The 24,759-nt window shown below is 37.4% G+C and carries 27 protein-coding genes; 25 read left to right on the top strand and 2 right to left on the bottom strand.

Going from position 1 to position 24,759, the window contains the following annotated elements; translation table 11 throughout:
- The first annotated feature begins 2 nt into the window (after positions 1–2).
- The 22 genes from ACS604_RS02605 to pyrF all read left to right on the top strand — a co-directional run bounded on the left by ACS604_RS02605 (position 3) and on the right by pyrF (position 17,308).
- Positions 3–431 (top strand): ExbD/TolR family protein, encoded by a 429-nt coding sequence (locus ACS604_RS02605; protein WP_004642621.1) that lies wholly within the window; start codon positions 3–5, stop codon positions 429–431.
- On the top strand, positions 428–2,155 hold the full coding sequence (gene msbA / locus ACS604_RS02600) for a lipid A export permease/ATP-binding protein MsbA (protein ID WP_174728425.1): 1,728 nt from the start codon (positions 428–430) through the stop codon (positions 2,153–2,155). Before ACS604_RS02605 ends, msbA begins: the two co-directional genes overlap by 4 nt.
- A 2-nt stretch (positions 2,156–2,157) precedes the next feature.
- Entirely contained in the window at positions 2,158–3,168 is a 1,011-nt protein-coding gene (gene lpxK / locus ACS604_RS02595; protein ID WP_474769879.1) for a tetraacyldisaccharide 4'-kinase, read from the top strand.
- A gap of 9 nt (positions 3,169–3,177) precedes the next feature.
- Positions 3,178–3,939, top strand: a complete 762-nt coding sequence (gene kdsB, locus ACS604_RS02590; RefSeq protein WP_474769877.1) for a 3-deoxy-manno-octulosonate cytidylyltransferase — start codon at positions 3,178–3,180, stop codon at positions 3,937–3,939.
- A 13-nt stretch (positions 3,940–3,952) separates the two neighbouring features.
- Positions 3,953–4,933 (top strand): DNA polymerase III subunit delta', encoded by a 981-nt coding sequence (locus ACS604_RS02585; RefSeq protein WP_474769875.1) that lies wholly within the window; start codon positions 3,953–3,955, stop codon positions 4,931–4,933.
- A gap of 10 nt (positions 4,934–4,943) precedes the next feature.
- The gene (locus ACS604_RS02580; RefSeq protein WP_474769873.1) at positions 4,944–5,285 is read left to right on the top strand and encodes a PilZ domain-containing protein; all 342 of its coding nucleotides are present in this window, start codon (positions 4,944–4,946) and stop codon (positions 5,283–5,285) included.
- Positions 5,286–5,302: 17 nt separating this feature from the next.
- Positions 5,303–6,076: a TatD family hydrolase gene (locus ACS604_RS02575; RefSeq protein ID WP_004792737.1), complete on the top strand. Its 774-nt coding sequence runs from the start codon at positions 5,303–5,305 to the stop codon at positions 6,074–6,076.
- Between the two features lie 36 nt (positions 6,077–6,112).
- Positions 6,113–6,721 carry a TetR/AcrR family transcriptional regulator gene (locus ACS604_RS02570; RefSeq protein ID WP_034591080.1) on the top strand — a complete coding sequence of 203 codons (609 nt, stop codon included), beginning with the start codon at positions 6,113–6,115 and terminating at the stop codon, positions 6,719–6,721.
- 9 nt (positions 6,722–6,730) lie between these two features.
- On the top strand, positions 6,731–7,285 hold the full coding sequence (locus ACS604_RS02565; protein WP_111853769.1) for a type II secretion system protein: 555 nt from the start codon (positions 6,731–6,733) through the stop codon (positions 7,283–7,285).
- Positions 7,275–7,655 carry a type II secretion system minor pseudopilin GspI gene (gene gspI / locus ACS604_RS02560; RefSeq protein WP_004792732.1) on the top strand — a complete coding sequence of 127 codons (381 nt, stop codon included), beginning with the start codon at positions 7,275–7,277 and terminating at the stop codon, positions 7,653–7,655. The genes ACS604_RS02565 and gspI overlap by 11 nt, the downstream gene beginning before the upstream one ends.
- Positions 7,655–8,410, top strand: a complete 756-nt coding sequence (gene gspJ, locus ACS604_RS02555) for a type II secretion system minor pseudopilin GspJ (protein WP_474769870.1) — start codon at positions 7,655–7,657, stop codon at positions 8,408–8,410. Before gspI ends, gspJ begins: the two co-directional genes overlap by 1 nt.
- Positions 8,410–9,369, top strand: a complete 960-nt coding sequence (gspK, locus tag ACS604_RS02550; RefSeq protein ID WP_474769869.1) for a type II secretion system minor pseudopilin GspK — start codon at positions 8,410–8,412, stop codon at positions 9,367–9,369. The genes gspJ and gspK overlap by 1 nt, the downstream gene beginning before the upstream one ends.
- A 228-nt stretch (positions 9,370–9,597) precedes the next feature.
- Positions 9,598–10,194, top strand: a complete 597-nt coding sequence (locus tag ACS604_RS02545; RefSeq protein WP_474769867.1) for a 6-pyruvoyl trahydropterin synthase family protein — start codon at positions 9,598–9,600, stop codon at positions 10,192–10,194.
- A gap of 53 nt (positions 10,195–10,247) precedes the next feature.
- Positions 10,248–10,961: a uracil-DNA glycosylase gene (ung, locus tag ACS604_RS02540; protein ID WP_004792723.1), complete on the top strand. Its 714-nt coding sequence runs from the start codon at positions 10,248–10,250 to the stop codon at positions 10,959–10,961.
- Complete coding sequence (locus ACS604_RS02535; protein WP_151962695.1) at positions 10,958–12,082, top strand: enoyl-CoA hydratase/isomerase family protein; 1,125 nt, start codon at positions 10,958–10,960, stop codon at positions 12,080–12,082. The genes ung and ACS604_RS02535 overlap by 4 nt, the downstream gene beginning before the upstream one ends.
- 4 nt (positions 12,083–12,086) lie before the next feature.
- Positions 12,087–12,590: a tRNA adenosine(34) deaminase TadA gene (gene tadA, locus ACS604_RS02530; protein WP_474769866.1), complete on the top strand. Its 504-nt coding sequence runs from the start codon at positions 12,087–12,089 to the stop codon at positions 12,588–12,590.
- Positions 12,591–12,657: 67 nt separating this feature from the next.
- Positions 12,658–13,098: an SRPBCC family protein gene (locus ACS604_RS02525; protein WP_474769864.1), complete on the top strand. Its 441-nt coding sequence runs from the start codon at positions 12,658–12,660 to the stop codon at positions 13,096–13,098.
- 10 nt (positions 13,099–13,108) lie between these two features.
- Positions 13,109–13,789, top strand: a complete 681-nt coding sequence (gene cmk, locus ACS604_RS02520; RefSeq protein WP_049836527.1) for a (d)CMP kinase — start codon at positions 13,109–13,111, stop codon at positions 13,787–13,789.
- A 111-nt stretch (positions 13,790–13,900) separates the two neighbouring features.
- Entirely contained in the window at positions 13,901–15,574 is a 1,674-nt protein-coding gene (gene rpsA, locus ACS604_RS02515; RefSeq protein WP_004792715.1) for a 30S ribosomal protein S1, read from the top strand.
- 156 nt (positions 15,575–15,730) lie between these two features.
- Complete coding sequence (locus tag ACS604_RS02510; RefSeq protein WP_003651488.1) at positions 15,731–16,033, top strand: integration host factor subunit beta; 303 nt, start codon at positions 15,731–15,733, stop codon at positions 16,031–16,033.
- A 25-nt stretch (positions 16,034–16,058) separates the two neighbouring features.
- A complete protein-coding gene (locus ACS604_RS02505) occupies positions 16,059–16,424 on the top strand; it encodes a lipopolysaccharide assembly protein LapA domain-containing protein (protein WP_004792713.1) in 366 nt (121 codons plus the stop codon).
- A 185-nt stretch (positions 16,425–16,609) separates the two neighbouring features.
- Positions 16,610–17,308, top strand: a complete 699-nt coding sequence (pyrF, locus tag ACS604_RS02500) for an orotidine-5'-phosphate decarboxylase (RefSeq protein WP_474770363.1) — start codon at positions 16,610–16,612, stop codon at positions 17,306–17,308.
- Here pyrF and ACS604_RS02495 read toward each other — a convergent pair.
- The gene (locus ACS604_RS02495) at positions 17,305–18,216 is read right to left on the bottom strand and encodes a LysO family transporter (RefSeq protein ID WP_474769861.1); all 912 of its coding nucleotides are present in this window, start codon (positions 18,214–18,216) and stop codon (positions 17,305–17,307) included. The two genes, pyrF and ACS604_RS02495, sit on opposite strands and share 4 nt — an antisense overlap.
- Before the next feature lie 46 nt (positions 18,217–18,262).
- Entirely contained in the window at positions 18,263–19,810 is a 1,548-nt protein-coding gene (locus ACS604_RS02490; RefSeq protein ID WP_174741726.1) for a flavin-containing monooxygenase, read from the bottom strand.
- Positions 19,811–19,931: 121 nt separating this feature from the next.
- Between ACS604_RS02490 and ACS604_RS02485 the strand changes: the two genes are divergently transcribed.
- From ACS604_RS02485 to ACS604_RS02475, 3 genes are all read left to right on the top strand, one after another.
- On the top strand, positions 19,932–20,954 hold the full coding sequence (locus ACS604_RS02485) for an AraC family transcriptional regulator (RefSeq protein WP_474769858.1): 1,023 nt from the start codon (positions 19,932–19,934) through the stop codon (positions 20,952–20,954).
- 77 nt (positions 20,955–21,031) lie between these two features.
- Positions 21,032–22,174: a cell division protein ZapE gene (zapE, locus tag ACS604_RS02480; RefSeq protein ID WP_474769857.1), complete on the top strand. Its 1,143-nt coding sequence runs from the start codon at positions 21,032–21,034 to the stop codon at positions 22,172–22,174.
- Positions 22,175–22,540: 366 nt separating this feature from the next.
- On the top strand, positions 22,541–24,706 hold the full coding sequence (locus ACS604_RS02475; protein WP_474769855.1) for a malate synthase G: 2,166 nt from the start codon (positions 22,541–22,543) through the stop codon (positions 24,704–24,706).
- The last annotated feature ends 53 nt before the right edge of the window (positions 24,707–24,759 follow it).

The raw sequence follows: 24,759 nt of genomic DNA, 5'->3' as shown, positions 1-24,759 counted from the left end.
AAGTGAAGTTTAAACGTTCTCAAGTTGAAGACATTCATATCAATTTAACGCCTATGATTGACTGTTTGTTATTCATTTTGGTTTTTTTATTGTTGTCGACCACTTTTAATCAGCCAAGTCGCATCAATTTAACATTACCAGATGCACAAGGTGTTCCACCAAAACAGTACGATCATAAAATTGAAGTCGTGGTAGACTCTGCTGGTCATTATGCTGTGAATGGTCAAGCGCTTTCATCTAAAGAGGTTGCTGATCTGAGTACTGCAATTAAGCAAGTTGCTCAAGAGCACCGTGACTTTATGTTCATCATTGCTGCGGATGCCAAAGCGTCTCATCAGGATGTAATTCGCGTTATGGATGTGGCAGGACAACTCGGTTTTGTTAACATCAATATTAGTACCAAAGTTCCTTCTAGAGGTTTTTCTGAGTGAATCAAGATTTTAAGGTTTATACGCGTCTCTTAGCCTATTTAAAACCTTATTGGGGCGTGGCCTTATTAGTACTTATCGGGTTCGGTATTAACTCAGCAACAGAAGTTTCCGTTGCTAAATTGATTAAATTTATTATTGATGCAATCCAAAACAGTAGTAGAGCAGATTTGGATTGGTTCCCGTTATTAATTATTTTATTAGTATTCTTCCGCGGCTTAGGCCTATTTATGGGCGGTTACTATACTGCGGTGATTTCCCGTAGTTTAGTTTTTAGTATTCGTCAGGAAGTTTATGCGAAACTTTTAAAACTCCCAGCACAATATTACTTAGATAATTCATCTGGTCATATTACCGCCAAAATTATGTATAACGTTGAACAGCTAACAGCTGCTTCTTCGGAATCATTAAGAACCATTGTTAGGGATGGGATGATTACTATTGGACTATTAGGCTATCTGTTCTATACCAATTGGCGTCTTACCTTATGCGTTTTTGTGTTTTTACCAGTAATTGGTGTATTGGTACGTAAAGCTTCGAAACGTATGCGAAAGCTTTCGTTACAAGTTCAAGATACAATGGGTGATGTGAACCATGTTGTTCAGGAAAGTATTAATGGTAATGCTGTAGTAAAAACTTTTGCTGGTGAAGAATCTGAACAAAAACGTTTTTATAAGTCATCGGAAGAGAACTTAAAACGTGGTTTAAAAATGGTGATTGTGCAAAACCTGAATAGTCCAGTTGTTCAGGTCGTAATGGCTTGTGCTATGGCCCTTATTGTATGGTTAGCTTTACGACCTCAGATTTTAGGTAATACAAGTGCTGGTGAATTTGTAGCTTACCTTACTGCAGCTGGCCTGTTAGCAAAACCTGTTAAAAGCTTGACTGATGTTAATGAAAAGTTACAACGTGGTTTAGCAGCAGCTCATTCTGTTTTCGAATTACTAGATTTACCTGAAGAGCAAAATAACGGTCAATTGAAACCTAAATTAAATGGGGCAATCCGTTTTGATCATGTGACATTAAATTATGCTGATGATGTGGCTGCTATTAAAGATTTTTCTTTAGATATTCTCCCAGGTCAAACAGTGGCATTGGTTGGTCGTTCAGGAGCTGGTAAAAGTTCATTAGTTAATATGTTGGTACGTTTCCAAGAAGTATCGAGTGGACAAATTTATTTAGATGATTTGCCAATTAATGATATTGAACTTTCTTGCCTGCGTACGCAAATTGCAATGGTAAATCAACAGGTTATATTATTTAACCGTACTGTTCGTGAAAATATCGCATATGGTCAGTTGGAAGGTGCATCAGATGAAAAAATCTATGCAGCGGCAAAAGCAGCCTATGCACATGACTTCATCATGAATTTGCCAAACGGTTATGACACTGTTTTAGGCGCACAAGGTTTAAACCTATCTGGTGGTCAGCGTCAACGAATTGCAATTGCTCGAGCAATCTTAAAGAATGCTCCAATTCTAATTTTAGATGAAGCTACAAGTGCTCTCGATAATGAATCTGAACATTTTATTCAGCAAGCATTTGATGAAGCGATGCAAGATCGTACAACAATCGTTATTGCACACCGTTTATCAACAATTGAAAATGCTGATCGTATTGTAGTGATGGATCAAGGACAAATCGTTGAGCAAGGTACTCATAAAGAGCTTCTCGAGAAACATGGTGCTTATTATCAATTACATCAGCGTAATTTTGAGGATAACTAAGCATGTCATTGGCCCAGCTGATCCAGAATGCATGGAATAAGCAATCGAGTTGGTTGATTGCTTTACGTCCATTATCTTGTTTGTATCGTGCTGGGTTTCTATTAAATCGTAATTTTTATACTGTGGGTTTAAAGAGAGTTTATAGGCCACCTGTACCTGTCATGGTGATTGGTAATATTACCGTGGGTGGAAGTGGAAAAACTCCATTATTAATACAACTGGTGAATTATCTACAACAGCATAATGTCAAAGTTGGGGTCATTAGCCGTGGGTATGGTGGTACAGGTCCTTTTCCAATGTTGGTTACTTCGGGTGCTCAAGCAACTCAGGTTGGAGATGAGCCTGCATTAATTGTTCAATCAACAAGTGTACCAATGGCAGTAGGTCCTAATAGGCAGGCTGCAATAGAACTTTTATTAGCATCAACACAACTAGATTTAATTATTAGTGATGATGGTTTGCAGCATTGGGCATTGGGACGACAAATCGAGTGGATTGTACTCGACCAAAATCGAGGTTTAGGAAATCAAAAACTATTACCTGAAGGATATTTGAGAGAGCCAATTGAGCGTTTAGAAACTGGAACAGTAATTGAACATACATATAAACCAACTACAAAATTAAATATGCATCTTGAGACTGGACAGCCATATTTACTCAATCCTTCGCAAAGGGCCGAACACGGTTTTAATCCTCAAAGTAATTATCATGCTGTAGTGGGTATTGGCTTTCCACAGCGTTTTTATCAAACACTTAAAGGTTTAGGCCTGAAACAATTTCAAGAACATGCGTTTCGTGATCATCATGATTACTCAATCGATGATTTAATTTTTAATGATGAACTGCCACTTATTACAACTGAAAAAGATGCGGTTAAATTATTGCCATTGCTTGAAAAATATCCAGAATTTAAACAGCCTATTTGGGTTGTTCCTGTTAAAGCTATTCTGTCTGTAGAGTGTTATCAGGTTTTAAAGCAGCAACTGCAACAACTTGATATCCAATTATCTTAGGAAGAAAAAATGAAACACATCGTCATTCCAGCACGCTTCTCAAGTTCGCGTTTGCCAGGTAAACCCTTGTTGCTTATTCATGGCCGTCCTATGATTTTACGTGTAGTGGATCAAGCCAAAAAAGTCGAAGGTTTTGATGATCTATGTGTGGCAACAGATGATGAGCGTATTGCTGAGATTTGCCGTTCAGATGGTATAGATGTTGTTCTCACGAGTCCTGATCACCCATCAGGAACAGACCGATTAAGCGAAGTTGCGCGCATTAAGGGTTGGGATTCTAATGACATTATTGTAAATGTTCAGGGAGATGAACCTTTATTACCAGCCCAACTTGTTAAGCAAGTTGCAAAACTTTTGGTTGATAAACCAAATTGTTCAATGTCGACGTTGTGCGAGCCTATTCATAGCTTAGATGAATTTCAGCGCGATAGCATTGTAAAAGTCGTCATGTCTAAACAAAATGAAGCTTTATATTTTAGCCGAGCAACTATTCCTTATGATCGGGATGGAGCTAAACATGAAGAACCGACTTTACATACACAAGCATTTCGTCATTTAGGTTTATATGCGTATCGAGTGAGCTTATTGCAAGAATATGTGACCTGGGATATGGGTAAGCTTGAAAAATTAGAAAGTCTTGAACAATTACGTGTTTTAGAAAATGGACATCGTATTGCGATTGCTGTTGCTCAAGCAAATTTACCACCTGGTGTGGACACTCAAGCTGATCTTGATCGCTTAAATAATATGCCTGTCGAATCTTTTGAATAAGCGTTAATTTTTAATGAATCCGAATGTAACTTCAATGGTTTATCCTTGGCAGAAAACAACGTGGGATACCTTAACAACAAGGTTTCCCAATATTGGACATGGCCTATTATTCTATGGCAAGGAAGGCTGTGGGAAACATGCTTTTGCTAAGCATTTTTTGGCGTGGGTACTTTGTCTAAATAAGCAACCTCAGGGTGCTTGTGGTGAGTGTAGCAGTTGCCAATGGTTAAAATCGGATACTCATCCAAATTATGTCCATATCACAACAGATGAAGAAAATAAAAAGCAAAATGCAAAAATAAAAATCGAAAAGATTCGAGATTTACTGCCTTTTGTGCAACAAACAGGAGAGGGTTGGCGCGTTATTCTTATTGAACCTGCTGAAGCTCTAAACTTGGCATCTTCAAATGCGCTATTAAAAACCTTAGAAGAACCAGGTGAGCGTGTTGTTTTAATTTTATTAGCCGATCACTACCTTAAATTACCAGCCACTATTCGTAGCCGATTGCAGCACTTTGCTTTAGATCGCATTTCATATGAGCAGGCTACTTCATATTTGAATGAGCATTTATCTGAAATTGCAGAAGTACAACCTGATTTATTGCTTGGTCTATCTAATGATATGCCTTTACAAGCCATAGAAATTGCAAAAAGTGATTGGTTTACTAAACGACAGATTTTCTTAAATGACTGGCTAAAAATTGTAGCTCAAAAAAGTATGCCTTTATTTTTCTCAGGAAAATGGCAAAAAGAATTAAGTTTTAGCGATTTTATCGTACTTTTTGAGTACTTGTTGGGAGATTTAATTTGTGTCAAGCTAAATCAACCGCAGAAAAATACAGATTTAGATTTTGATCAATTAAGTCCATATTACGATTTAGAAAGCTTATTCAATATTTATAGTGAACTACAACAAGCAAAAAAGCTTGTTGAGCAAAATGTACAAAGTCAACTTATTATAGATCAATTGTTTATAACTTTAATGAATATTTAAGGGGAAGATTATGCAGCCGCAAATGGGGGGGATTATTCAGGTAAATATTCCTGATAAAGCTACTTTGCAAGCAAGCTATATGGGATATGTGCAAGGTGGAGGCCTATTTGTACCATCAAAACAAAAAGTAAAAATGGGACAAGAAATTTTCATTTTAGCTACTTTGCCTGAGCAGTCTCAAAAGATTCCTCTTACTGGTAAGGTGATCTGGATATCGCACAAGCAGAGTGGATTTAAACCTCAAGGTTTTGCTATTCAATTAAGTGGGGATAAGGGAATTTACTATAAAGCTGAGGCAGAAAGAGTTTTGGCTGGTAGTATGTCTCTAGATCGTCCAAGTTATACCATGTAATCAAATAGGATAGAAAAGTGTTTGTTGATACGCATTGCCATTTAACGATGTTAGATTTAACGCCTTATAACGGCGATCTGGACCTTGCGCTTGCAGCAGCGCGAGCAGAAGGTGTGTCTAAATTTATGGCAATATCCGTTGATCTTGATGACCACATTGCACTAGCAGAGATTGCAAAGAGACATGAAGACGTTGGTTATACAGTAGGTGTTCATCCTTGCGAAGATGCCGATACAATGGCTCGTGCCACGACCGAATACTTGATTGAATTGGCTCAGTCGAAAAAAGTATGGGCTCTGGGTGAAACTGGACTGGACTACTATCACAGTACAGATTTTGTTGAAGAGCAAAAGGCATGTTTTGCAAGACATATTCAAGCTTCGAAAACTGTAAAAAAACCAGTTGTCGTTCATACGCGTTCAGCAAAGCATGATACGGTAGATATTATTCGTGCTGAAAACTCCACCCATGGAATTTTGCATTGTTTTACCGAAGACTGGGAAACAGCAAAGGCTGTTTTGGATTGTGGTTATTACATTTCTTTTTCAGGTATTGTTTCATTCAAAAATGCACAAGACTTGCGTGATGTAGCTAAACAAGTGCCATTAGATCGGCTTTTAATTGAAACAGATAGCCCTTATTTGGCACCTGTTCCATACCGTGGAAAAACAAATGAACCAAAATATGTACCTTATGTAGCCAAAGCGCTCAGCGATGTATATGATAAATCGGTTGAGGAAATTGCAATGATCACCTCACAAAATTTTGAGAACTTGCTAAAAGCGATTTAAGTTATAGAAACTATATAAGAGAGTAATTGCGTGAAGATGGATCGTCAGGCTCAGTTCCGAGCAAGAGAAGTATTAATATTTCAGGTTGCGGAGCAATTATTGCTAGAAAATGGCGAAGCTGGAATGACACTTGATGTCTTGGCTGCTGAGCTTGATTTAGCAAAAGGAACTTTGTACAAACACTTTCAAAGTAAAGATGAATTGTACATGCTGTTGATTATTCGTAATGAGCGTATGTTACTCGAAATGGTTCAAGATACTGAAAAGGCCTTTCCAGAACATTTGGCCTTTTTTATGCTGCATCATTTACACCATCCTGAACGGACAGTTTTATTTCATCAAATTGAGGAAAAACTTTCGATTACAGCTCAAGGTGTGCATCACCTTTTTAATGAGCTTTATCAAGTGCGTAAACAGCGATTACGAATTATCATTCGCATGACAGATCACTATTTAGAATCGATTCAAAGCAATATGACAACTCGAGATTATCTGGCTTCCATTTGGTCGTTAACGCATGGTGCAGCAGCTATTCTCAACTCAAGTTTTTACCAACGCTATTTAGGTTCACGGGACACTTTAAGAGTGGCTTATATTGATCAGGCATTAGCCTTACCTAAACAAACTGTTGAACAATATGCTTAATAGGTCGATATGAAATCTCAATCACCTCCTAAATCACAAAAAGGTTTTACCCTCATTGAAGTGATGGTGGTGATTGTTATTATGACGATTATGACCTCGCTTGTTGTACTCAATATAGGTGGGGTTGACCAAAAGAAAGCGATGCAAGCAAGAGAGTTATTTTTGCTTGATGCACATAAAATTGGTAAAGAGTCACTTGATCAGTCTCGTGTTTTAGCTCTATCCACTATGAGTGAAACTGACGTTTCTCCATTTTCTTATGAGCTATATGAATACCACGATCAGAGTAAATTACAGGTACAAGATTTAAAAAACCGTTGGCAGAAATACCCAGAATTTACTACGCGCCAATTGCCTAAACATGTATCGTTTACAGTACAACCTCTAGATGGTCAAACCTATTCAAAAGCTACGAATACAGATTTAGTGGGCGGGCAGGCTCCGCAGTTAATCTGGTTTGGAAATGGTGAAGCTAAAACAGTTAAAATACAGTTTTACTTTGAACAAAAACCAATTGGTTCAGAAATACAAATTGATCATTTGGGTAAAATAAATGAAATCTAAAGGCTTTACTCTATTAGAAGTAATGGTAGCTTTAGCAATTTTTGCGGTAGCTGCCGTCGCGTTAACTAAAGTAGCCATGCAATATACCCAATCTACCTCAAATGCAATTCTTAGAACAAAAGCTCAGTTTGTAGCAATGAATGAAGTTGCCTTAATGGAGATAAATCAAGAGTGGCTTCAAGGTACTCAAAGTAAGCAAGTTACTTCGCAAGGTGAAACCTGGCAGATTGATAAATCTGCTGAATCTACAGTCAGCCCGAATGTTCAGAAAGTAGATTTGCAAATTAGCTTATATGATTCTGATAAAGGGAAAGTTCAAAATGGTATTACCCACTTGGTATTTTTTAATTATCCAATGAAAGCAAAATAATGATAAAAAATAAATATCTTCGCTCGAGAAGTCCTGTTTCTCGTCTTGCTGCACGATCGGAGCAGATGATGAGAGGTTACTCCGAGCAAAGCTCTTCGTCTTGCGCTCAGACAAAGCTTCACTTTGTTAATCCTCGCTCAGGATTTACTTTAGTTGAGCTTTTAGTCGCAATTGCAATTTTTGCTGTTCTATCTTTGTTGGGTTGGAAGATCTTTGATTATTTATTAAAAGTCCGTGATCGTAATGCACAACACGAAGTACAGTTATTCGAATTACAAGATGCTTATCAACAAATTTTACGTGATACGTTGCAAATTATACCTTTATCGGCTAATCAAGGCGGGCAACTACGTCCAGCCTTAGAACTTGATAATCAAGTTCTTCACTTTAGTAAGGCTGGTGTTACGGATCCCTTAAAACAAGGGGTGTCACCTTTTGAGCGTATTGAATATCGATATGATCCTGATCAAAAAAAGCTTTATCGTCTTAAATATAGTAATTTAAATACTTCAAACAGAGAGCAACCACTATCAAGTACGCTGTTGAGCCAAGTTGAACAATTTCAAATTATGGTACTCACGCCTCAAGAAGTGACAAAGTGGCCAGAAATTAATATTGATCCCACAAAACCTGAAGAATTTAGAAAGTTGCCGAAAGGAATAAAAGTACAACTCACAGTTGCTGGTGTAAGTTATGAGTGGATTTATAGCTTAAATCAAGGCGATTTATCCCTCTCCAATAAAGGAGTGGGGTAGTGTTGCATTATAAAAAAAGCCAGCAAGGCGTTGCTTTGCTCACCATTCTAATTATGGTTGCTTTGGCTACAATTTTAGCTGCCTCTATTGCAAAGCATCAAACCAATACGATGGAAAATACTGGTTATTTGATGCGTCAAAATCAGTCATTACTCTATGCAAAAAGTGCAGAGGCTTTTTTTTCTGAATTATTAATTCAAGATGCAAACAATGCTGGTGGCATTGATCATTTAAAAGAAACATGGGCACAACCGATGCCACCTTTTCCAATAGAAGATGGAACAGTATCAGGACGTTTACTGGATGACTCAGGCAAATTTAACCTAAACAATTTGACGACGAATGAAGGTAAGGTAAACGAAGCTGCTAAAAATTGGTTTGAGCGATTACTTGTACGTGTAGGCTTGCCAGCAGAATTAAGTCAAGCAGTTATTGATTGGCAAGATCCAGATGACGAACCATCTGGGCCTATGGGTGCTGAAAGCAGTTATTATGAAGGTCTTGATCCTAGCTATTTAGCTTCAAATGCTAAATTTCATCGTATTGAAGAGTTAAAATTAGTAAGAGGTTTTGACGGTAAGAAATATGATTTAATTGCTCCTTATATTTCTGCATTACCTGAAAGTACAAAAGTGAATATTAATACAGCCTCGCCATTAGTTTTAGCGAGTATTGATCCAAAATTAGATTTAGGGGCGGTAGAAAAAGAGCTCCAGATGCGCCAACAAAATTTAAAGTTCTTTCAAAATGTTGATGAATTATGGCAATTGAATGCTTTTTCAACAGTCGACACTCAAAAGAGAACTGAAGTGAATAGCTTGTTAGATGTAAAGTCGAGTTTTTTTCAAGCACAAATTGAGGTCTTGCTAAATAATCGGAAAAGACAATTTACAAGTGCACTAATGCGTAATGATAAGCAGGTTTATGTTTATTCTAGAAACATGTCACCATTTAACTAATTGAAAAATTTTGGTTTATTTGTTTTTATCATGTTGATAAAAAGTCATATTTAGAAACTTCTCTGATGACTAAATAAAATGAAGATAAATTTTCTATATATTTATCTTCAATATTTCTTCACAAGTCTTATCATACTTTTCGCTAATTGTTTCTAATTGAAAAGTGGTGCGAAGTTTTCGTCTTTTGCTTTATAATAATGTTCCTAGAAGGAATGATCGATTTGGCACATGTTAATTCGTAAGTTATTTAAGTTTGAAAATGCACATGTTGTACGTAACTGTACATCGGATCGTTGTAAGCGATCAATTCATGGACATAGCTATAAAGTCGAATTATTGCTTAAAGCTTCGAAATTAGATCATGGACAAATGGTTTATGATTTTGGGCTTCTAAAAGGGGTAATAAAAGACCTTATTGACAGCTTTGATCATGCAATCTGTTTTTGGGAAAAAGATGATTCTCAATACATTGATGCTTGTCAGACTTTTAGCGCTCGTTGGATTTCTTTACCTGTTTCACCTTCGGCCGAACAGTTTTCACGTATTTTCTTTTATCTAGCTCAGCAAGTTTTACAATCAACCCTCACTCAAAATGGGGAAGGTGATGTTGAGGTTTATTCAGTTATTGTTCATGAGACTGATACTGGATATGCACAAAGCTTTATTGAAGATATTCAAAATGAACAAATGGGGATTTTAAGTCTCGATGGAATTGTTTTTTCAGAACAAATTCAGATAGAGTGGGCAAATCCTCAAATGTATGAAGACTTGAAAAATGGGATTAAATTTAATAATCCTCAAGTTGATTTACAAGTCGAAGTATAAATCGAATTACTTACAGTATTTGTAGAATTGAAAATTGATCTAGGATGACATTAATGCAATTAACTGAGCAACAGCAAGATAAACTCAGTAAAGTTCAATTAGAAGAAAGCTGGAAAATATCTTTAGCGCCTTTTTTGTTAAGCCCTCAAATGGATAATTTGCGCGATTTCTTATTTCAAGAGAAGCAAGCACAAAAAATAATATATCCGCCGAGTAAACAAATCTTTAGTGCTCTAAACACGACACCTTTGGCTGATGTGAAGGTCGTTATTCTTGGACAAGATCCATATCATGGACCAAACCAAGCAAATGGATTAAGTTTCTCTGTTCAAAAAGGTATTGCATTACCACCATCTTTACGTAATATTTTTCATGAATTACATACAGATTTGGGTATTCCTGCTCCTCGTCATGGCGACTTAACGAAATGGGCTACGCAAGGCGTACTTTTACTGAACAGCGTGCTTACTGTCGAAGCTGGACAGCCAACCTCCCATCAAAAGCAAGGTTGGGAAGCATTTACTGATGAAGTTATTGATGTCCTGAATGAGCAAAGAGAACATGTAGTATTTATTTTGTGGGGTGCTTATGCACAGCGCAAAGGACAACGTATAAATAGAGATAAACACTTGGTTTTAACCGCCGCACATCCATCGCCCCTTGCTGCAAATAGAGGTGGTTTTTTTGGATGCAAAGTGTTCTCAAAAACAAATCAATATTTGAAACAACATGGCATTGAGCCCATAGACTGGCAATTGGACGCATGATGAACTCTCCCAATCTAAATAACTATCACCCGGACTTGGTGGTCGAAGAAGCAAAAAACGGCTGGCGTATAGTACGATTGAATCGTCCTAAATCATTGCATGCTTTAGATGAATCAATCGTAACGGCATTATTACGGGTATTTGAAGATTTCCGTGATAATGAGAGCGTTAAAGCAATTTGGTTAGATTCAACTACACCAAAAGCTTTTTGTGCAGGTGGTGATGTTAGAAAATTACGTCAACTTGTTATAAATCAAGAAGTAGACACAGCGAATAAGTTTTTCCAGCAAGAGTATGCTTTAGATTTACTCTTACATAATTATGCTAAGCCTGTAGTTGTGTGGGGCGAAGGTTATGTTATGGGTGGTGGTTTGGGCCTGTTTATGGCAGCTCCATTCCGTCTAGTAACTCCATATTCTCGTTTGGCAATGCCTGAGATTAATATTGGTTTATATCCAGATGTAGGGGCGAGCCGCTTCTTAGCAGATCGTGGTCCAATAGGCTTGTTTACTGGTTTAACTGGTTCAATCATGACAGCTGCTGGAGCATATAGCATCGGTTGGGCAACACATATTTGTGAAGCACAGCGTGATAATGTTTTGCAAAAAGTTTTAAATATTAATTGGGCTCATTATCCTGCTGGGGATTTCCGCGCAATTGATGATACTTTAAATAGTTTGCATCGTCCGGTTGCGGCAGGTCCATTACAAAACTCACTTGATGTGATTCATAGTGTTTGTCGTGGTTTTAATTTTGAACAAGATTATCAAGCTATTGTGAGCTTGCGTGATGCGAGCAGTGATTGGTTACGCCAAGCGAGTGAGAACTTACAAAAAGGATCTCCTAGTACTGCGGCAATCACTTGGTTGCTGTGGCAATGGGGTAAACAGATACATTCTTGGGATGAGGTGTTTGACCTAGAAGCTCAGATTTCTGAGTGGAAAATTCGTCATCCTGACTTTGTTGAAGGGGTTCGTGCACGGTTGGTTGATAAAGATTTATCACCAGAATGGAAACCATGTGAAGACTTAAGCTTAAGAGGTATATTAGCTGATTGCCCGCCAGTGACTTCAATAGATAGCTGGAATGCGTTACTTAGACAACACGGTGTGATCACCTAAATACATGACTGAATATAGTGATGAATATTGGATGCAGCTTGCTTACGAGCAAGCTGAATTAGCTGCACAACAGGGTGAAATTCCTGTCGGTGCGATTGTAGTAAGCCAAAATCGAGTGATTGGATCTGGCTATAATGCTCCAATTAGTGTGTTAGACCCAACTGCACATGCAGAAATTCAAGCTATCCGTGCAGCATGCTTATCATTAAATAATTATCGATTACCTGACGATGCGACTTTATATGTCACTCTTGAACCATGCACAATGTGTGTAGGTGCATTAGTACATGCAAGAATCAAACATGTGGTTTTTGGTACAACAGAACCTAAAGCAGGTTCATTGGTAAGTGCTCGTCAGTTACTACAAGATGGTTATTACAATCATAGATTTACCTTTCAACAAGGTTGTTTACAAGAAAAATGTGCCAAACAACTTAGCCATTTTTTCAAACAAAGACGCGAGCAAAAGAAACAAGAAAAACAACAGAAAACGTCCTTAAATGATTAAAAAGTAACACGAGCTTATGGCAAACTAACGCGATTTTACTGCCATGTTTTTTAATAAGGAATATTCAATGCGTAATGTAATTACCGTAAAAAAAGAATTTAATGCTCCTCTTAGTGACGTATTTAATTTGCTTTCTAAACATGCAACTTACAATACTGCTTTTGCGCCATTACAAGTCGTACGTGTGAAAGACTCAGCAGATTCTAAAAGACCTGATGGTTTAGGTTCAGTTCGTCGTATGGGATTTGGCCCAATCAAGCCAATTAAAGAAGAAATTACCTTGCTTGAAGAAAATAAAAGGATTGAATATAAATTAATAGACAATCCTTTGATTAAACATCATTTAGGTCGAATCGAGTTTTCTGAAATCACCCCATACATAACTTTAGTTACATATCGCATCGAGCTAACGGCAAAAGCTCCAGTGGTAAGTAAATTAATCCTTGCACAGCTAAAACTAGCCATTACACTAGGCTTTTCGAGATTAGCTAAAGCAGTTGCTTCTTAGTGAGAGTTCAATGACAGTTCAAATTATTACTATTGATGGTCCGAGTGGTTCGGGTAAAGGAACATTGGCAGCAAAACTTGCAGCATATTATCAATATCACTTACTCGATTCTGGTGCCTTATATCGTTTATTGGGGTTGTCATTACATAAGCACGATTTATTAGATAAATTAGACAGTCAACTCGACGAATGTATTCAATATGCACGTCAATTAGATATTAAATTTGAAACTTCCGCAGCAGGTATTCTAGTTTTTCTAGATGGCGAAGATGTATCTCAAACAATTCGTACAGAACGTGTGGGTGAATATGCATCGAAAGTTGCGGCAATTCCTGAACTTAGACAGGCATTATTTGAGAGACAAAGAGCTTTTGCACAAAAACCTGGCTTAGTTGCAGATGGTCGTGATATGGCTACAGCTATTTTTCCAGAAGCAAATGCAAAAATTTATCTGACTGCTTCGGCTGAGTCGCGTGCTGAGCGAAGAGTAAAACAGTTGCAGGGCATGGGCCTAGATGCTAAAATAAACGACATTTTAGCTAATATACAGGCGCGTGACAAAAGAGATATGGAGCGAGAAGTTGCTCCGCTCAAGCCAGCCAAAGACGCTTATATCATTGATAGTTCGGAATTAACGATCGATCAGGTATTTAAGTTGATGGTTGATTATGTCGATAGCCGTACCATTTAGCAAATAGAATTATCAGTTGACGCATAGCTTGATCAGTCTATAAAGACTATGTTGATACTTAACTAAACCGGCCTTGTCTGATCCAAGACCGCTGAATTTATCAGGTATATCATGACCGAATCTTTTGCAGCCCTCTTTGAAGAAAGTGAATTAAACCTCAACGTTGAAAAGGGTGCAGTCATCCAAGGTGTTGTTGTAAACATCGATAGCGACTGGGTAACTGTTGACACTGGCCTAAAGTCTGAAGGCATTGTTGACCGTGCTGAATTTTTAAATGAACAACGTGAACTTGAAGTTCAGGTTGGTGATACTGTTGATGTAGTTGTTGAAGCTCTTGACAACGGTATGGGTCAAACAGTTTTATCACGTGAAAAAGCTAAGCGTGCTGAAACTTGGACTAAACTTGAAAAAATCTTTGAAGATGGCGAAATCGTTACTGGTGTTATCTCTGGTAAAGTTAAAGGCGGTTTCACTGTTGACATCGGTCCTGTTCGTGCATTCTTACCAGGTTCATTAGTTGACACTCGTCCTATCCGTGACACTACTCACCTTGAAGGTAAAGAGTTAGAGTTTAAAGTAATCAAACTTGATGCTAAACGTAATAACGTTGTTGTATCTCGTCGTGCTGTTATGGAAGCTGAATCTTCTGCTGACCGTGAAGCATTACTTGCTCAACTTGAAGAAGGTCAAACAGTTACAGGTACAATCAAAAACCTTACTGATTACGGCGCATTCGTTGATCTTGGTGGTATTGATGGTCTTCTCCATATCACAGATATGGCTTGGAAACGTATCAAGCACCCTTCAGAAGTTGTTGAAGTTGGTCAAGAAGTTACTGTTAAAGTACTTAAATTTGACCGTGAGCGTAACCGCGTATCTTTAGGCCTTAAGCAATTAGGCGAAGATCCATGGTTAGCGATCATGAGCCGTTACCCTAAAGGTTCTATCGTTAAAGCTCGTGTAACTAACTTAACTGACTACGGTTGTTTCGCTGAAATCGCTGAAGGCGTTGAAGGTTTAGTTCACGTTTCTGAAATGGACCACACTAACAAAAACATCCACCCATCTAAAGTTGTTCAGATTGGTGATGAAGTTGATGTTATGGTTCTTGAAGTTGACGAAGAACGTCGTCGTATCAGCCTTGGTATCAAACAAACTCGTGCTAACCCATGGGAAGAGTTTGCTAAAGCTCATGAGAAAGGCGAAAAAGTATCTGGTACTATCAAGTCTATCACTGACTTTGGTATCTTCATCGGCTTGAATGGCGGTATCGATGGTTTAGTACACTTGTCTGATATTTCTTGGAACGAGCAAGGCGAAGAAGCTATTCGTCGTTACAAGAAAGGTGACACTGTTGAAGCTGTTATCTTGTCTGTAGACGCTGAAGGTAACCGTATCAGCCTTGGTATCAAGCAATTGAACAGCGATCCGTTCAATGATTTCTTAGCTGCTAACGAACGCGGTGCTTTAGTTAAAGGTACTGTAACTGCAGTTGATGCTCGTGGCGCAACTGTTAAGTTGGCTGACGAAGTAGAAGCTACTCTTAAAGCTTCTGAAATCAACCGTGACCGCGTTGAAGATGCAACTAAATTCTTAGAAGTTGGTCAAGAAGTTGAAGCGAAAATCATCAACGTTGATCGTAAATCTCGCTCTATCAACTTGTCTGTTAAAGCAAAAGACGAAGCTGAAGAGAAAGAAGCGGTTGCTAGCTTGCGTACAGCAACAACAAATCAAGAAAATGGTCCTAAGACTATTGGTGATTTGATTAAAGCTCAAATGAAGTAATAGGTTAACAAAGTACAGTTTCATGTAACGGAATTGTACTTTTTATACAAATTACTGTAAACGGTAGCCTAGTATTCAACATACTGCGCTACCGTTTTGTATTTAAACAGGTTATTATCAAACGACATAGAGTAGCAATAAATAACGAGGTCGTAGATGACTACTGAAGCTCTTAATAAGTCTGATTTGATTGAACGCATTGCGCTGAAAAACCCACACTTAGCTGAACCTTTGGTGGAAGAGGCGGTTAAAATTATGATTGATCAAATGATAGAGGCCCTATCAACTGATAATCGAATTGAAATCCGTGGTTTCGGTAGCTTTGCTTTACACCACCGTGATCCAAGAGTTGGTCGTAATCCTAAAACGGGAAGATCAGTAGAAGTGGCAGCTAAAGCTGTTCCACATTTCAAACCCGGTAAAGCATTGCGTGATGCAGTCAACGAGTCCGGGAAATAAATAAAAATTTATAAGCGGGGTGCCTATGCGTTATATTTTAATTGCATTGCTTATTGTTGTATTTGGTTATTCTTTAGCACTTGTATTGCAAAATCCAACAGAGCTGTCTGTTGATTTGTTATTTACCCAAGTTCCAGCTATGCGTTTAGGCTTATTATTGCTACTCACATTGGTGCTTGGAACAGTGGTTGGTCTTTTGTTAGGTGTGCAAGTTTTCAGAGTATTTCAAAAAGGCTGGGAAATTAAACGTCTTCGTAAAGATATTGACCATTTGAGAAAAGAACAGATTCAAAGTGCTCAATTGGCAGCAGCAGAAGCCGCTGCAAATGTAAGACATGAAAAAACCGTTTTAGATGTTTATCCCCAAGATAAAAACTCTACTCCGTTATAATTCGAACACTACTCTTTATTTACGAGTAAAGAGTAGTATATTCCTTAATTTATTAGTCTGTTCTTCTTTGTATTTTTCTAAAAATAAGTTCCCATAAAATTATTGTCTCTAAATTTGAAAGCCTTCCTTATACATTTCTTTATTACTTGATGCCTTGTCTATTATAATGATGCTGATTTTATATGATGGAAGAAAGTCTCTTGAGTATCATTGTTGCGTTAGATGCAAAAAGCCAATATGACGCTTTAAAAATTGTTGAACAACTTGATCCTACTTTATGTCGTGTAAAAGTGGGTAAAGAGCTTTTTACTCATGAAGGCCCATCTGTTGTAAAAAAACTTCAAGAACAAAACTTTGAAGTTTTTCTTGATCTTAAATTTCATGATATTCCAAATACTACCGCGCAGGCTGTCTGTGCAGCAGCTGATTTAGGAGTGTGGATGGTCAACGTCCATGCTTCTGGTGGCCGTAAAATGATGGAAACTTGTGTAGAACGCTTAAAAGCAGGTAACTATCAAACTCAATTAATTGCGGTTACTGTGTTAACTTCAATGGGACGTGAAGATTTAAAAGATATTGGTCTAGATGTTGAGCCAGTAGAACATGTAAAACGCTTAGCTAAACTCACTAAAGACAGTGGATTAGATGGTGTGGTTTGTTCTGCACAAGAAGCTAAAATTCTTCGCGACTTAATTGGACAAGACTTCTCTTTAGTAACACCTGGTATTCGTCCGGAAGGTTCAAATGCGGACGACCAAAAACGTATTGTGACTCCGAAGCAAGCTATACTTGATGGTTCTACACACTTAGTCATTGGTCGACCGATTACTAAAGCAGAAAATCCAACAGAAATGTTGAAGTCTATTCTTACTTCAATTGCTTAAAAATTTAGGAATAAGCTAATTAATAGCGGGGCGAGTAGGCTTAATAATAAGCCGCTCATCATGGCATGTGGTACATAATGTGTACCACATGACTGTTTTACCATGGCCAAGGTAACATCCATTGACGTTGCGCCAGCACTTGAGATAGCAGGGCGTGGAAAACGCCATCCCATTGTATACATTAAAAATATAGCAACAATTTCTCTAAATAAATCTGTTAATAATGCAATACCACCTAGTTCTGCCGAGTGTAATTGCGTAAATAATATCCCTGACATTGAATACCAACCATAACCTTGTGCTAATGCTAACGTTTCATTCAGTGCAAAATGCTTACTAAGCAAAAAGTAGTTAAAGAAACCCGCTATACATGAACCGATAAATGCAGCCAAAGGTACAATTAAAATCTTCCAGCTTAACCACGTACGATTAAAATGAGTGAAGGCAAGTTCAATACCAATTAAGAAAATAAACAGTAATAATAAATACCAACTATTAAAGGCCATATGTGAATTGAATTGAGTGGCGATAGCTCCTAATAGAACACCCACGCCTAAAGCAAGAAAGGCCTTTGCAATATTTTTTAAAGCATTTACAAAAAGTTGAAGTGAGATTTTGCCTTTGACACTTTGTTTATCAAAAATTGTATAAGCCAATAAACAGATAAAGAAAGAACCCAAAGATGTTGTAATAGCGATAATAATAGCCGGTGGAAGTATGGCAGAAGGGTTCTCAATTTGATCAAGTGCTAGCGTTAATTCTAAAGCTACACTTGCTAAGAGAATATAAGAAAAATAGGGCAGTATTTTAAAAATAAACTTTTGGATATTTAAAGATAGTTTGGGTGCTAGAAAATAGCCGGAAGCAAGTGCTAAAAAAATTTGAATAATGAGATAAAAAGATTGCATATAAAAGGTGGATTGTTTTTAACCCACCTATTATGTCTTGAACATCTTAAGCTGCATAGCTCTGTGAGCTTTTATTTAGAAGTAAGTAATCTTTAGGATTAACTTTGCGTGTTTCTAACCAGTACTTCCATGTATAGGTGGGCCATAGTGAAAAGTTTTTTCCATCAGCAGATTGATACCAGCTACTACAACCTCCTGCTTGCCACACAGTTCCTTGAAGCTGGGTTTGAACCCGTTCATTAAAAGCATCTTGAACTTCTGGTTTAATCTCAACTGCTTTTTGTCCAGATTTTTCTACAAGTTGGATGAGTTGTAAAATGTAATTTACTTGAGATTCAATCATAAAAATAATCGAATTATGACCTAGTACTGTATTAGGTCCGACTAATTGAAATAGATTAGGAAAGTTTTTAGTCATAATGCCGTAATAGCTTTCAGCACCATCTTTCCAAGCCTGTTTTAATTCAACTTGATTGCGTCCAATACAAGTGAAATGTTTCAAGTAAATACGTGGATCAGTAATAAAACCAGTACCGTAAATTAAACAATCAATAGATCGTTCTTTACCATCTTTAGTGATAATGCTGTTTTCTTTAATTTCTTGAATACCATTTGTTACTAGTTCAACATTTTTACGGTTAAATGTAGGGAAGTATTTATTTGAAATAAGAATACGTTTACATCCCATCACAAAGTCAGGTGTGAGTTCCTTGGCTACTTCTTTGTCTTTCACTTGGAAGCGAATGAAAGCTTCTGCCAACTTTTGACCATATTTCATAATTTGGGGTTGAACGATGGGTACAACGCGCGACTCATTACTCCAATAAAGACGACTACGATGAATTTGGCGATAAAGATTAGAAGATTTGAATAATACTTTACTCAAACGAGAGTATTTGCGTTCATCACGTGGTATTACCCAAGCTGCCGTTCTTTGGAATACATAGAGCTGTTTAACATCTCCAGCTATTTCTGGAATATATTGGATTGCACTACCACCTGTACCGATAGAAGCGACTGATTTACCGTTTAGGTTATAGTCATGCTCCCACTGTGAAGAGTGAAAAACTTTTCCTTTGAATTTTTCGATGCCTTGAATATGAGGGATTTGTGGGATATGCAACGGGCCTGATGCAAAAACAACAAATTGAGCTTCAATCGAAGGTTGATTTTTAAAATCTAAAGTCCACACATGACGCATTTCATCATATTGGACATGAGTTACATCATGGTTGAATTTACAATAATTTTTAATCTTATATTTTTTTGTAATATCTTGAATATATTGAAAAATCTCTGGTGCTTCAGCATAGCGTTTTGACCAGTCAGTTTTGGGCGCAAAAGAGAGAGAATACATATGAGATTGAACATCACATGCCGCACCTGGATAGCGATTTTCTCGCCAAGTTCCGCCGACATCGTCTGATTTTTCTAAAATAACAAAGTCTTGCTGTTGATTTTGCAGTAAACGAATAGCCATTGCTAGGCCACCAAATCCAGCACCAATAATAGCGATTTTAGTTTTTTGAATAGCATCTTGCTTTGTGTTTAGCATTGGAAACCCTGCATAAGCTGAAAAGAGGATTGCAGGCAAGACTAACGTTTTTTGATCAGTTTAAACATGATTGTATCGACGTGAAAATTGATAGATTCGGCAATTAATTTTCTTTCTTCTTTATAGTAAAACATTTGAGTCTAGGGAAATTGATAGAAGAATGAAACGGTCGATACTTGGTTTAATGTATTTAATTCAAGGAATGCGCAATGCGGGCATTGATGTCGACTCACGTTTGGCTGGTATAGGAATTAAGGTTGATGCTTTAGATCCGAGCTCCACAATTCATGATCGCTTAGAATGGGATATACAACAAATTATTAGCGAAAATGTTGAGCCTGAAAAGGGTCTATTCATTGGACAGCATTATGCTTTGGCCGGTTACGGACCACTACTTATGTTGCTTGTAACAAGTAATGATGTTCAAACTGCATTAAGTAAAGGGATAAAATATCAAAGACTTACACATTTATTCGGTGCTTTAGGGCTTTATGAAACGGATGAGCGTACCATCTTAAATTATTTGCCTGTTGATTTGAAAACTCAAGTGGGACAGTTGCGGGCACAATGTGAAGTTTCAGGAACTTATAAATTTATTCAAGATATTTATATGATGATGGGATTAGAAATGCCCGCTATGCGTATAGAACTTCCATTTGAAAAACCAACGGATTCAGAGACCTTATCTCGCTATTTTGCATACTATGGCGATGATGTGCACTTTAATGGTAAATATGCAGCATTTAGCCTAAGCAAGGATGTGCTTGAAATCAAAATCCCTTCTGCGGACATCATTACACATCGGATTTATGAATCAAAATGTATTACAGAAATAACAAGATTAAATCAACAAGATCACCAAACTCCACATATCATACAATGTGTGCAAGATTATCTTGAGTTACAACAAGGAATTATCCCGAGCATGGCGGAAACAGCTTTTGCATTGAAAATGCCTGAAAGGACATTAAGGCATCAATTGCAACAGTTAAATACGAGTTATAAGCAAATTCGTGAACAAATTATCAAGAATAAGGCATTAAAGCTTATGGAATATAGAGAATACTCAATAGAAGTTATTGCCGACTTACTCGGTTATTCTGAACCAGCGGCATTTAATCATGCATTTAAACGATGGTTTGGGCAGAGTCCTCGACAATATGGCAAAGAGTCATCGTTGTAATTCTTGATGCTAAAAGCTAATGTGGTTGAACAAAATGTTCGCTATACTCCTATCAGTTAAAATTGAAATAAAACGATATGTTAAATTTAAAATCTTCTCATAGTACTGCATTCTCACCTTCTTCCCCAGCAGAACGCTATGCTGAGGCTTTAGCTTCAGGCCAGTTTATGGCAGATGAAGCGCAAGCACAGGCAGTGCAAGAATTAGACCGTGTATGGAAAGAACTTTTAAACCGTTATAAAGCCTCTAAAAAAGCTTTCCGTCGTTTTCGCCGCCAAACTTCACCTAAAGGTGTTTATATGTGGGGTGGAGTAGGTCGTGGAAAAACTTGGCTTATGGATCAATTTTATGAGTCAGTGCCATTTCGTCGTAAAACGCGTATGCATTTTCATCATTTCATGCAACATGTTCATAAAGAATTAAACAAGCTTTCTGGTCAACGTAATCCACTTGAAATTGTGGCTGACCAAATTTATAAAGATGCAGTCGTTATTTGTTTTGATGAGTTTTTTGTATCAAATGTAACTGATGCAATGATCTTGAGTGATTTATTCCAAAAATTGTTTGTTCGTGGCGTGACATTGATTGCTACATCAAACATTGCACCAGACGGTTTATATAAAAATGGTATTCATCGTGACCGTTTCTTGCCAACAATTGAAATGGTTAAAAAGAACTGTACTGTTTTAAACGTAGATGCAGGTGTGGATTATCGTTTACGTGTCTTAAAACAAGCTCAATTATTTAAATCACCATTAAGTAATGAAGTCCAAAGCTGGATGGCGGAACGTTTTAGCGCTTTAACTCACACACAAGCTCATTCTCAAGAGCCGATTGTGATTAATAATCGTGTGGTCGAGACTCTGGGACATACAGAAGATGTGTTGTGGTGTGAGTTTTCTGAACTGTGCTTTAAACCACGCAGTCCAGCAGATTTTATCGAAATTGCAAATATCTATAATACGGTTCTGGTAAGTAATGTTCCGCATTTAACAGATTTCTTGTCTGAAGGAACACGTCGTTTTATCTACTTAGTCGATGAGTTTTATGATCGTGGAGTAAAATTACTTTTAACTTCGCAAGATAGTATTATTGATATTTATCAAGGTGAAAAATTAGCCTTTGAAATTGAACGTACACGTTCGCGTTTATTGGAAATGCAATCGGATGAATATTTGCATTCAGAACATCGCTATATTGATGAAGCTAAAAACGCATAAAAAATAGATATGAAAAGCGCTCTATATAGGGCGCTTTTTTTTCAACAAAAATAGATAAATTTAGTTAAATAATGCTTTTTCATGCTGCAAAGTTTGATATAACTAAATACGCTTTAGAAAAATAAGATAGTGAAATTTTTTGTCTGTTAACAAAAAGTCTAGTTTCAGTATCTTTAAATATTGAATAAATTGTTGGGAATCCTAGTTAGAATTTTAATATTTCCTATATAGAGAAATTTATCTTTGTCAATATTCTTACAAGGGAAAATGCTCACTATTTAGGAATGTGATATTAGTATTCAGCTTAATTTAAATCGGTATACTAGGATTCTCTTGGTATAAAAAGTAGCAACTTCAGGAAAGACAATGACTGCACGTATTCAAAAAGGCAAGTTAGCGATTGCTAAAGAACTTTACGATTTTATCGAAAATGAAGCTTTACCAGGTTCTGGTTTAGATAGTGAAACTTACTGGAAGAACTTTGAGCAAGTTGTTGTCGATCTTAGCCCAAAAAATAAAGCATTATTGGCTAAGCGTGATGAATTACAAGCAAAAATTGATGAATGGCATCGCAACAATAAATTTGAATTAGGTGCTTATAAGGCGTTCTTAACAGAAATTGGTTATTTATTGCCAGAAGTTGAAGACTTTCAAATTACAACTGAAAACGTTGATGAAGAAATTGCATTATTGGCAGGGCCGCAGTTAGTTGTACCTGTACGTAATGCACGTTATAGCTTAAACGCAGCAAATGCTCGTTGGGGTTCTTTATATGATGCACTTTACGGCTTCGATGTAATTTCTGAAGAAGGTGGAGCTGAAAAAGGTAAAGGATATAACCCTGTACGTGGTGCAAAAGTGATTGAGTTCGCTAAAAACTTCTTAAATGAAGTTTTCCCACTTGCACAAGGCTCACATGCAGATGCGACAAAATATGCGATTGAGCAAAATAAACTTGTTGTGACTTTGAAAGATGGTTTAAAAACAGGTTTAGCTCATGAAGCTCAGTTCGTTGGTTTCAACGGTGAAGAAGCGAACCCTACAGAAGTTGTTCTTTTAAGTAATGGTCTTCATGTCATTATAGAAATTGATGCATCTAGCCCAATTGGTCAAACTGATTTAGCGGGTGTTAAAGATTTAACATTCGAAGCAGCTGTAACTACTATTCAGGATTTAGAAGATTCTGTCGCGGCAGTAGATGCTGAAGAAAAAGTTGAAGGTTACCGTAACTGGTTAGGTTTAATGAAGGGTACGCTTCAAGAATCTATCGAGAAAAATGGTAAAACGATTGTTCGTGATTTAAATAAAGATCGCGAAATTAAAAACTTAATTGGTGGCACTACAAAACTTCATGGTCGTTCACTTATGTTACTTCGTAACGTAGGACACTTGATGACTAACCCAGCTATTTTGGTAGATGGTGAAGAGATTTTTGAAGGTATTATGGATGCATTGGTAACACCATTGTTATCAGTTGCAGACATCCGTAGTGAAAACGAGAATAAGAACTCTCGTAAAGGTTCTATGTATATTGTTAAACCAAAAATGCATGGTCCAGAAGAAGTTGCGTTTGCTGTAGAGGTATTTGAACGTGCTGAACAAGCGATTGGCTTACCACCTAAATCGTTAAAAATCGGTATTATGGATGAAGAGCGCCGTACATCTGTAAACTTGAAAAACTGTATTGCTGCTGCAAAAGACCGCACAATCTTTATTAATACTGGTTTCATGGACCGTACTGGTGATGAAATTCATACTTCAATGGAAGCTGCACCAGTTGTTCGTAAAGAAGCTGTAAAAACACAAAAATGGATTGCTGCTTATGAAAACCGTAACGTTGCAATTGGTTTGAAGACTGGTTTACAAGGTAAAGCACAGATTGGTAAAGGCATGTGGCCAAAACCAGATAGCATGAAAGATATGTTGGCAACTAAAGCTGCACATCCAAATGCGGGTGCTTCATGTGCTTGGGTTCCATCTCCAGCAGGTGCAGTACTTCATGCGATGCATTACCATCAAGTGAATGTTAAAGCACGTCAAGATCAGTTGAAAGCTGAAGAAATGTTGTCATTAGATGACTTATTGACTCCTCCGTTTGCACCAGAAACAAACTGGTCAGCAGAAGAAATCAACAATGAGCTTGAAAATAACTGCCAAGGTATTTTAGGTTACGTTGTTCGTTGGGTTGACTTAGGCGTGGGTTGTTCGAAAGTTCCTGATATTAACAACGTGGGCTTAATGGAAGACCGTGCAACATTACGTATTTCTTCTCAACACGTTGCAAACTGGTTACGTCACGGTATCGTGACTCGTGAACAAGTTGAAGAGGTGCTTAAACGCATGGCAAAAATTGTTGATGAGCAAAATGCAAATGACCCATTGTATAAGCCAATGGCAGCTAACTTTGAAACTAATATTGCTTTCCAAGCAGCTTCTGACCTCATCTTTAAAGGTTGTGAACAGCCTTCAGGTTATACTGAGCCGTTACTTCATGCTGCTCGTTTAAAGTTAAAAGGTTATACAGGTGACTAATTTTAACCTGTCATAAAAAAAAGCCTCTTCGGAGGCTTTTTTATTTGAAAGAA

This window comes from Acinetobacter sp. Li1LvA2 (genome assembly GCF_056156705.1).
This window is presented reverse-complemented; position numbering and strand designations above follow the sequence as displayed.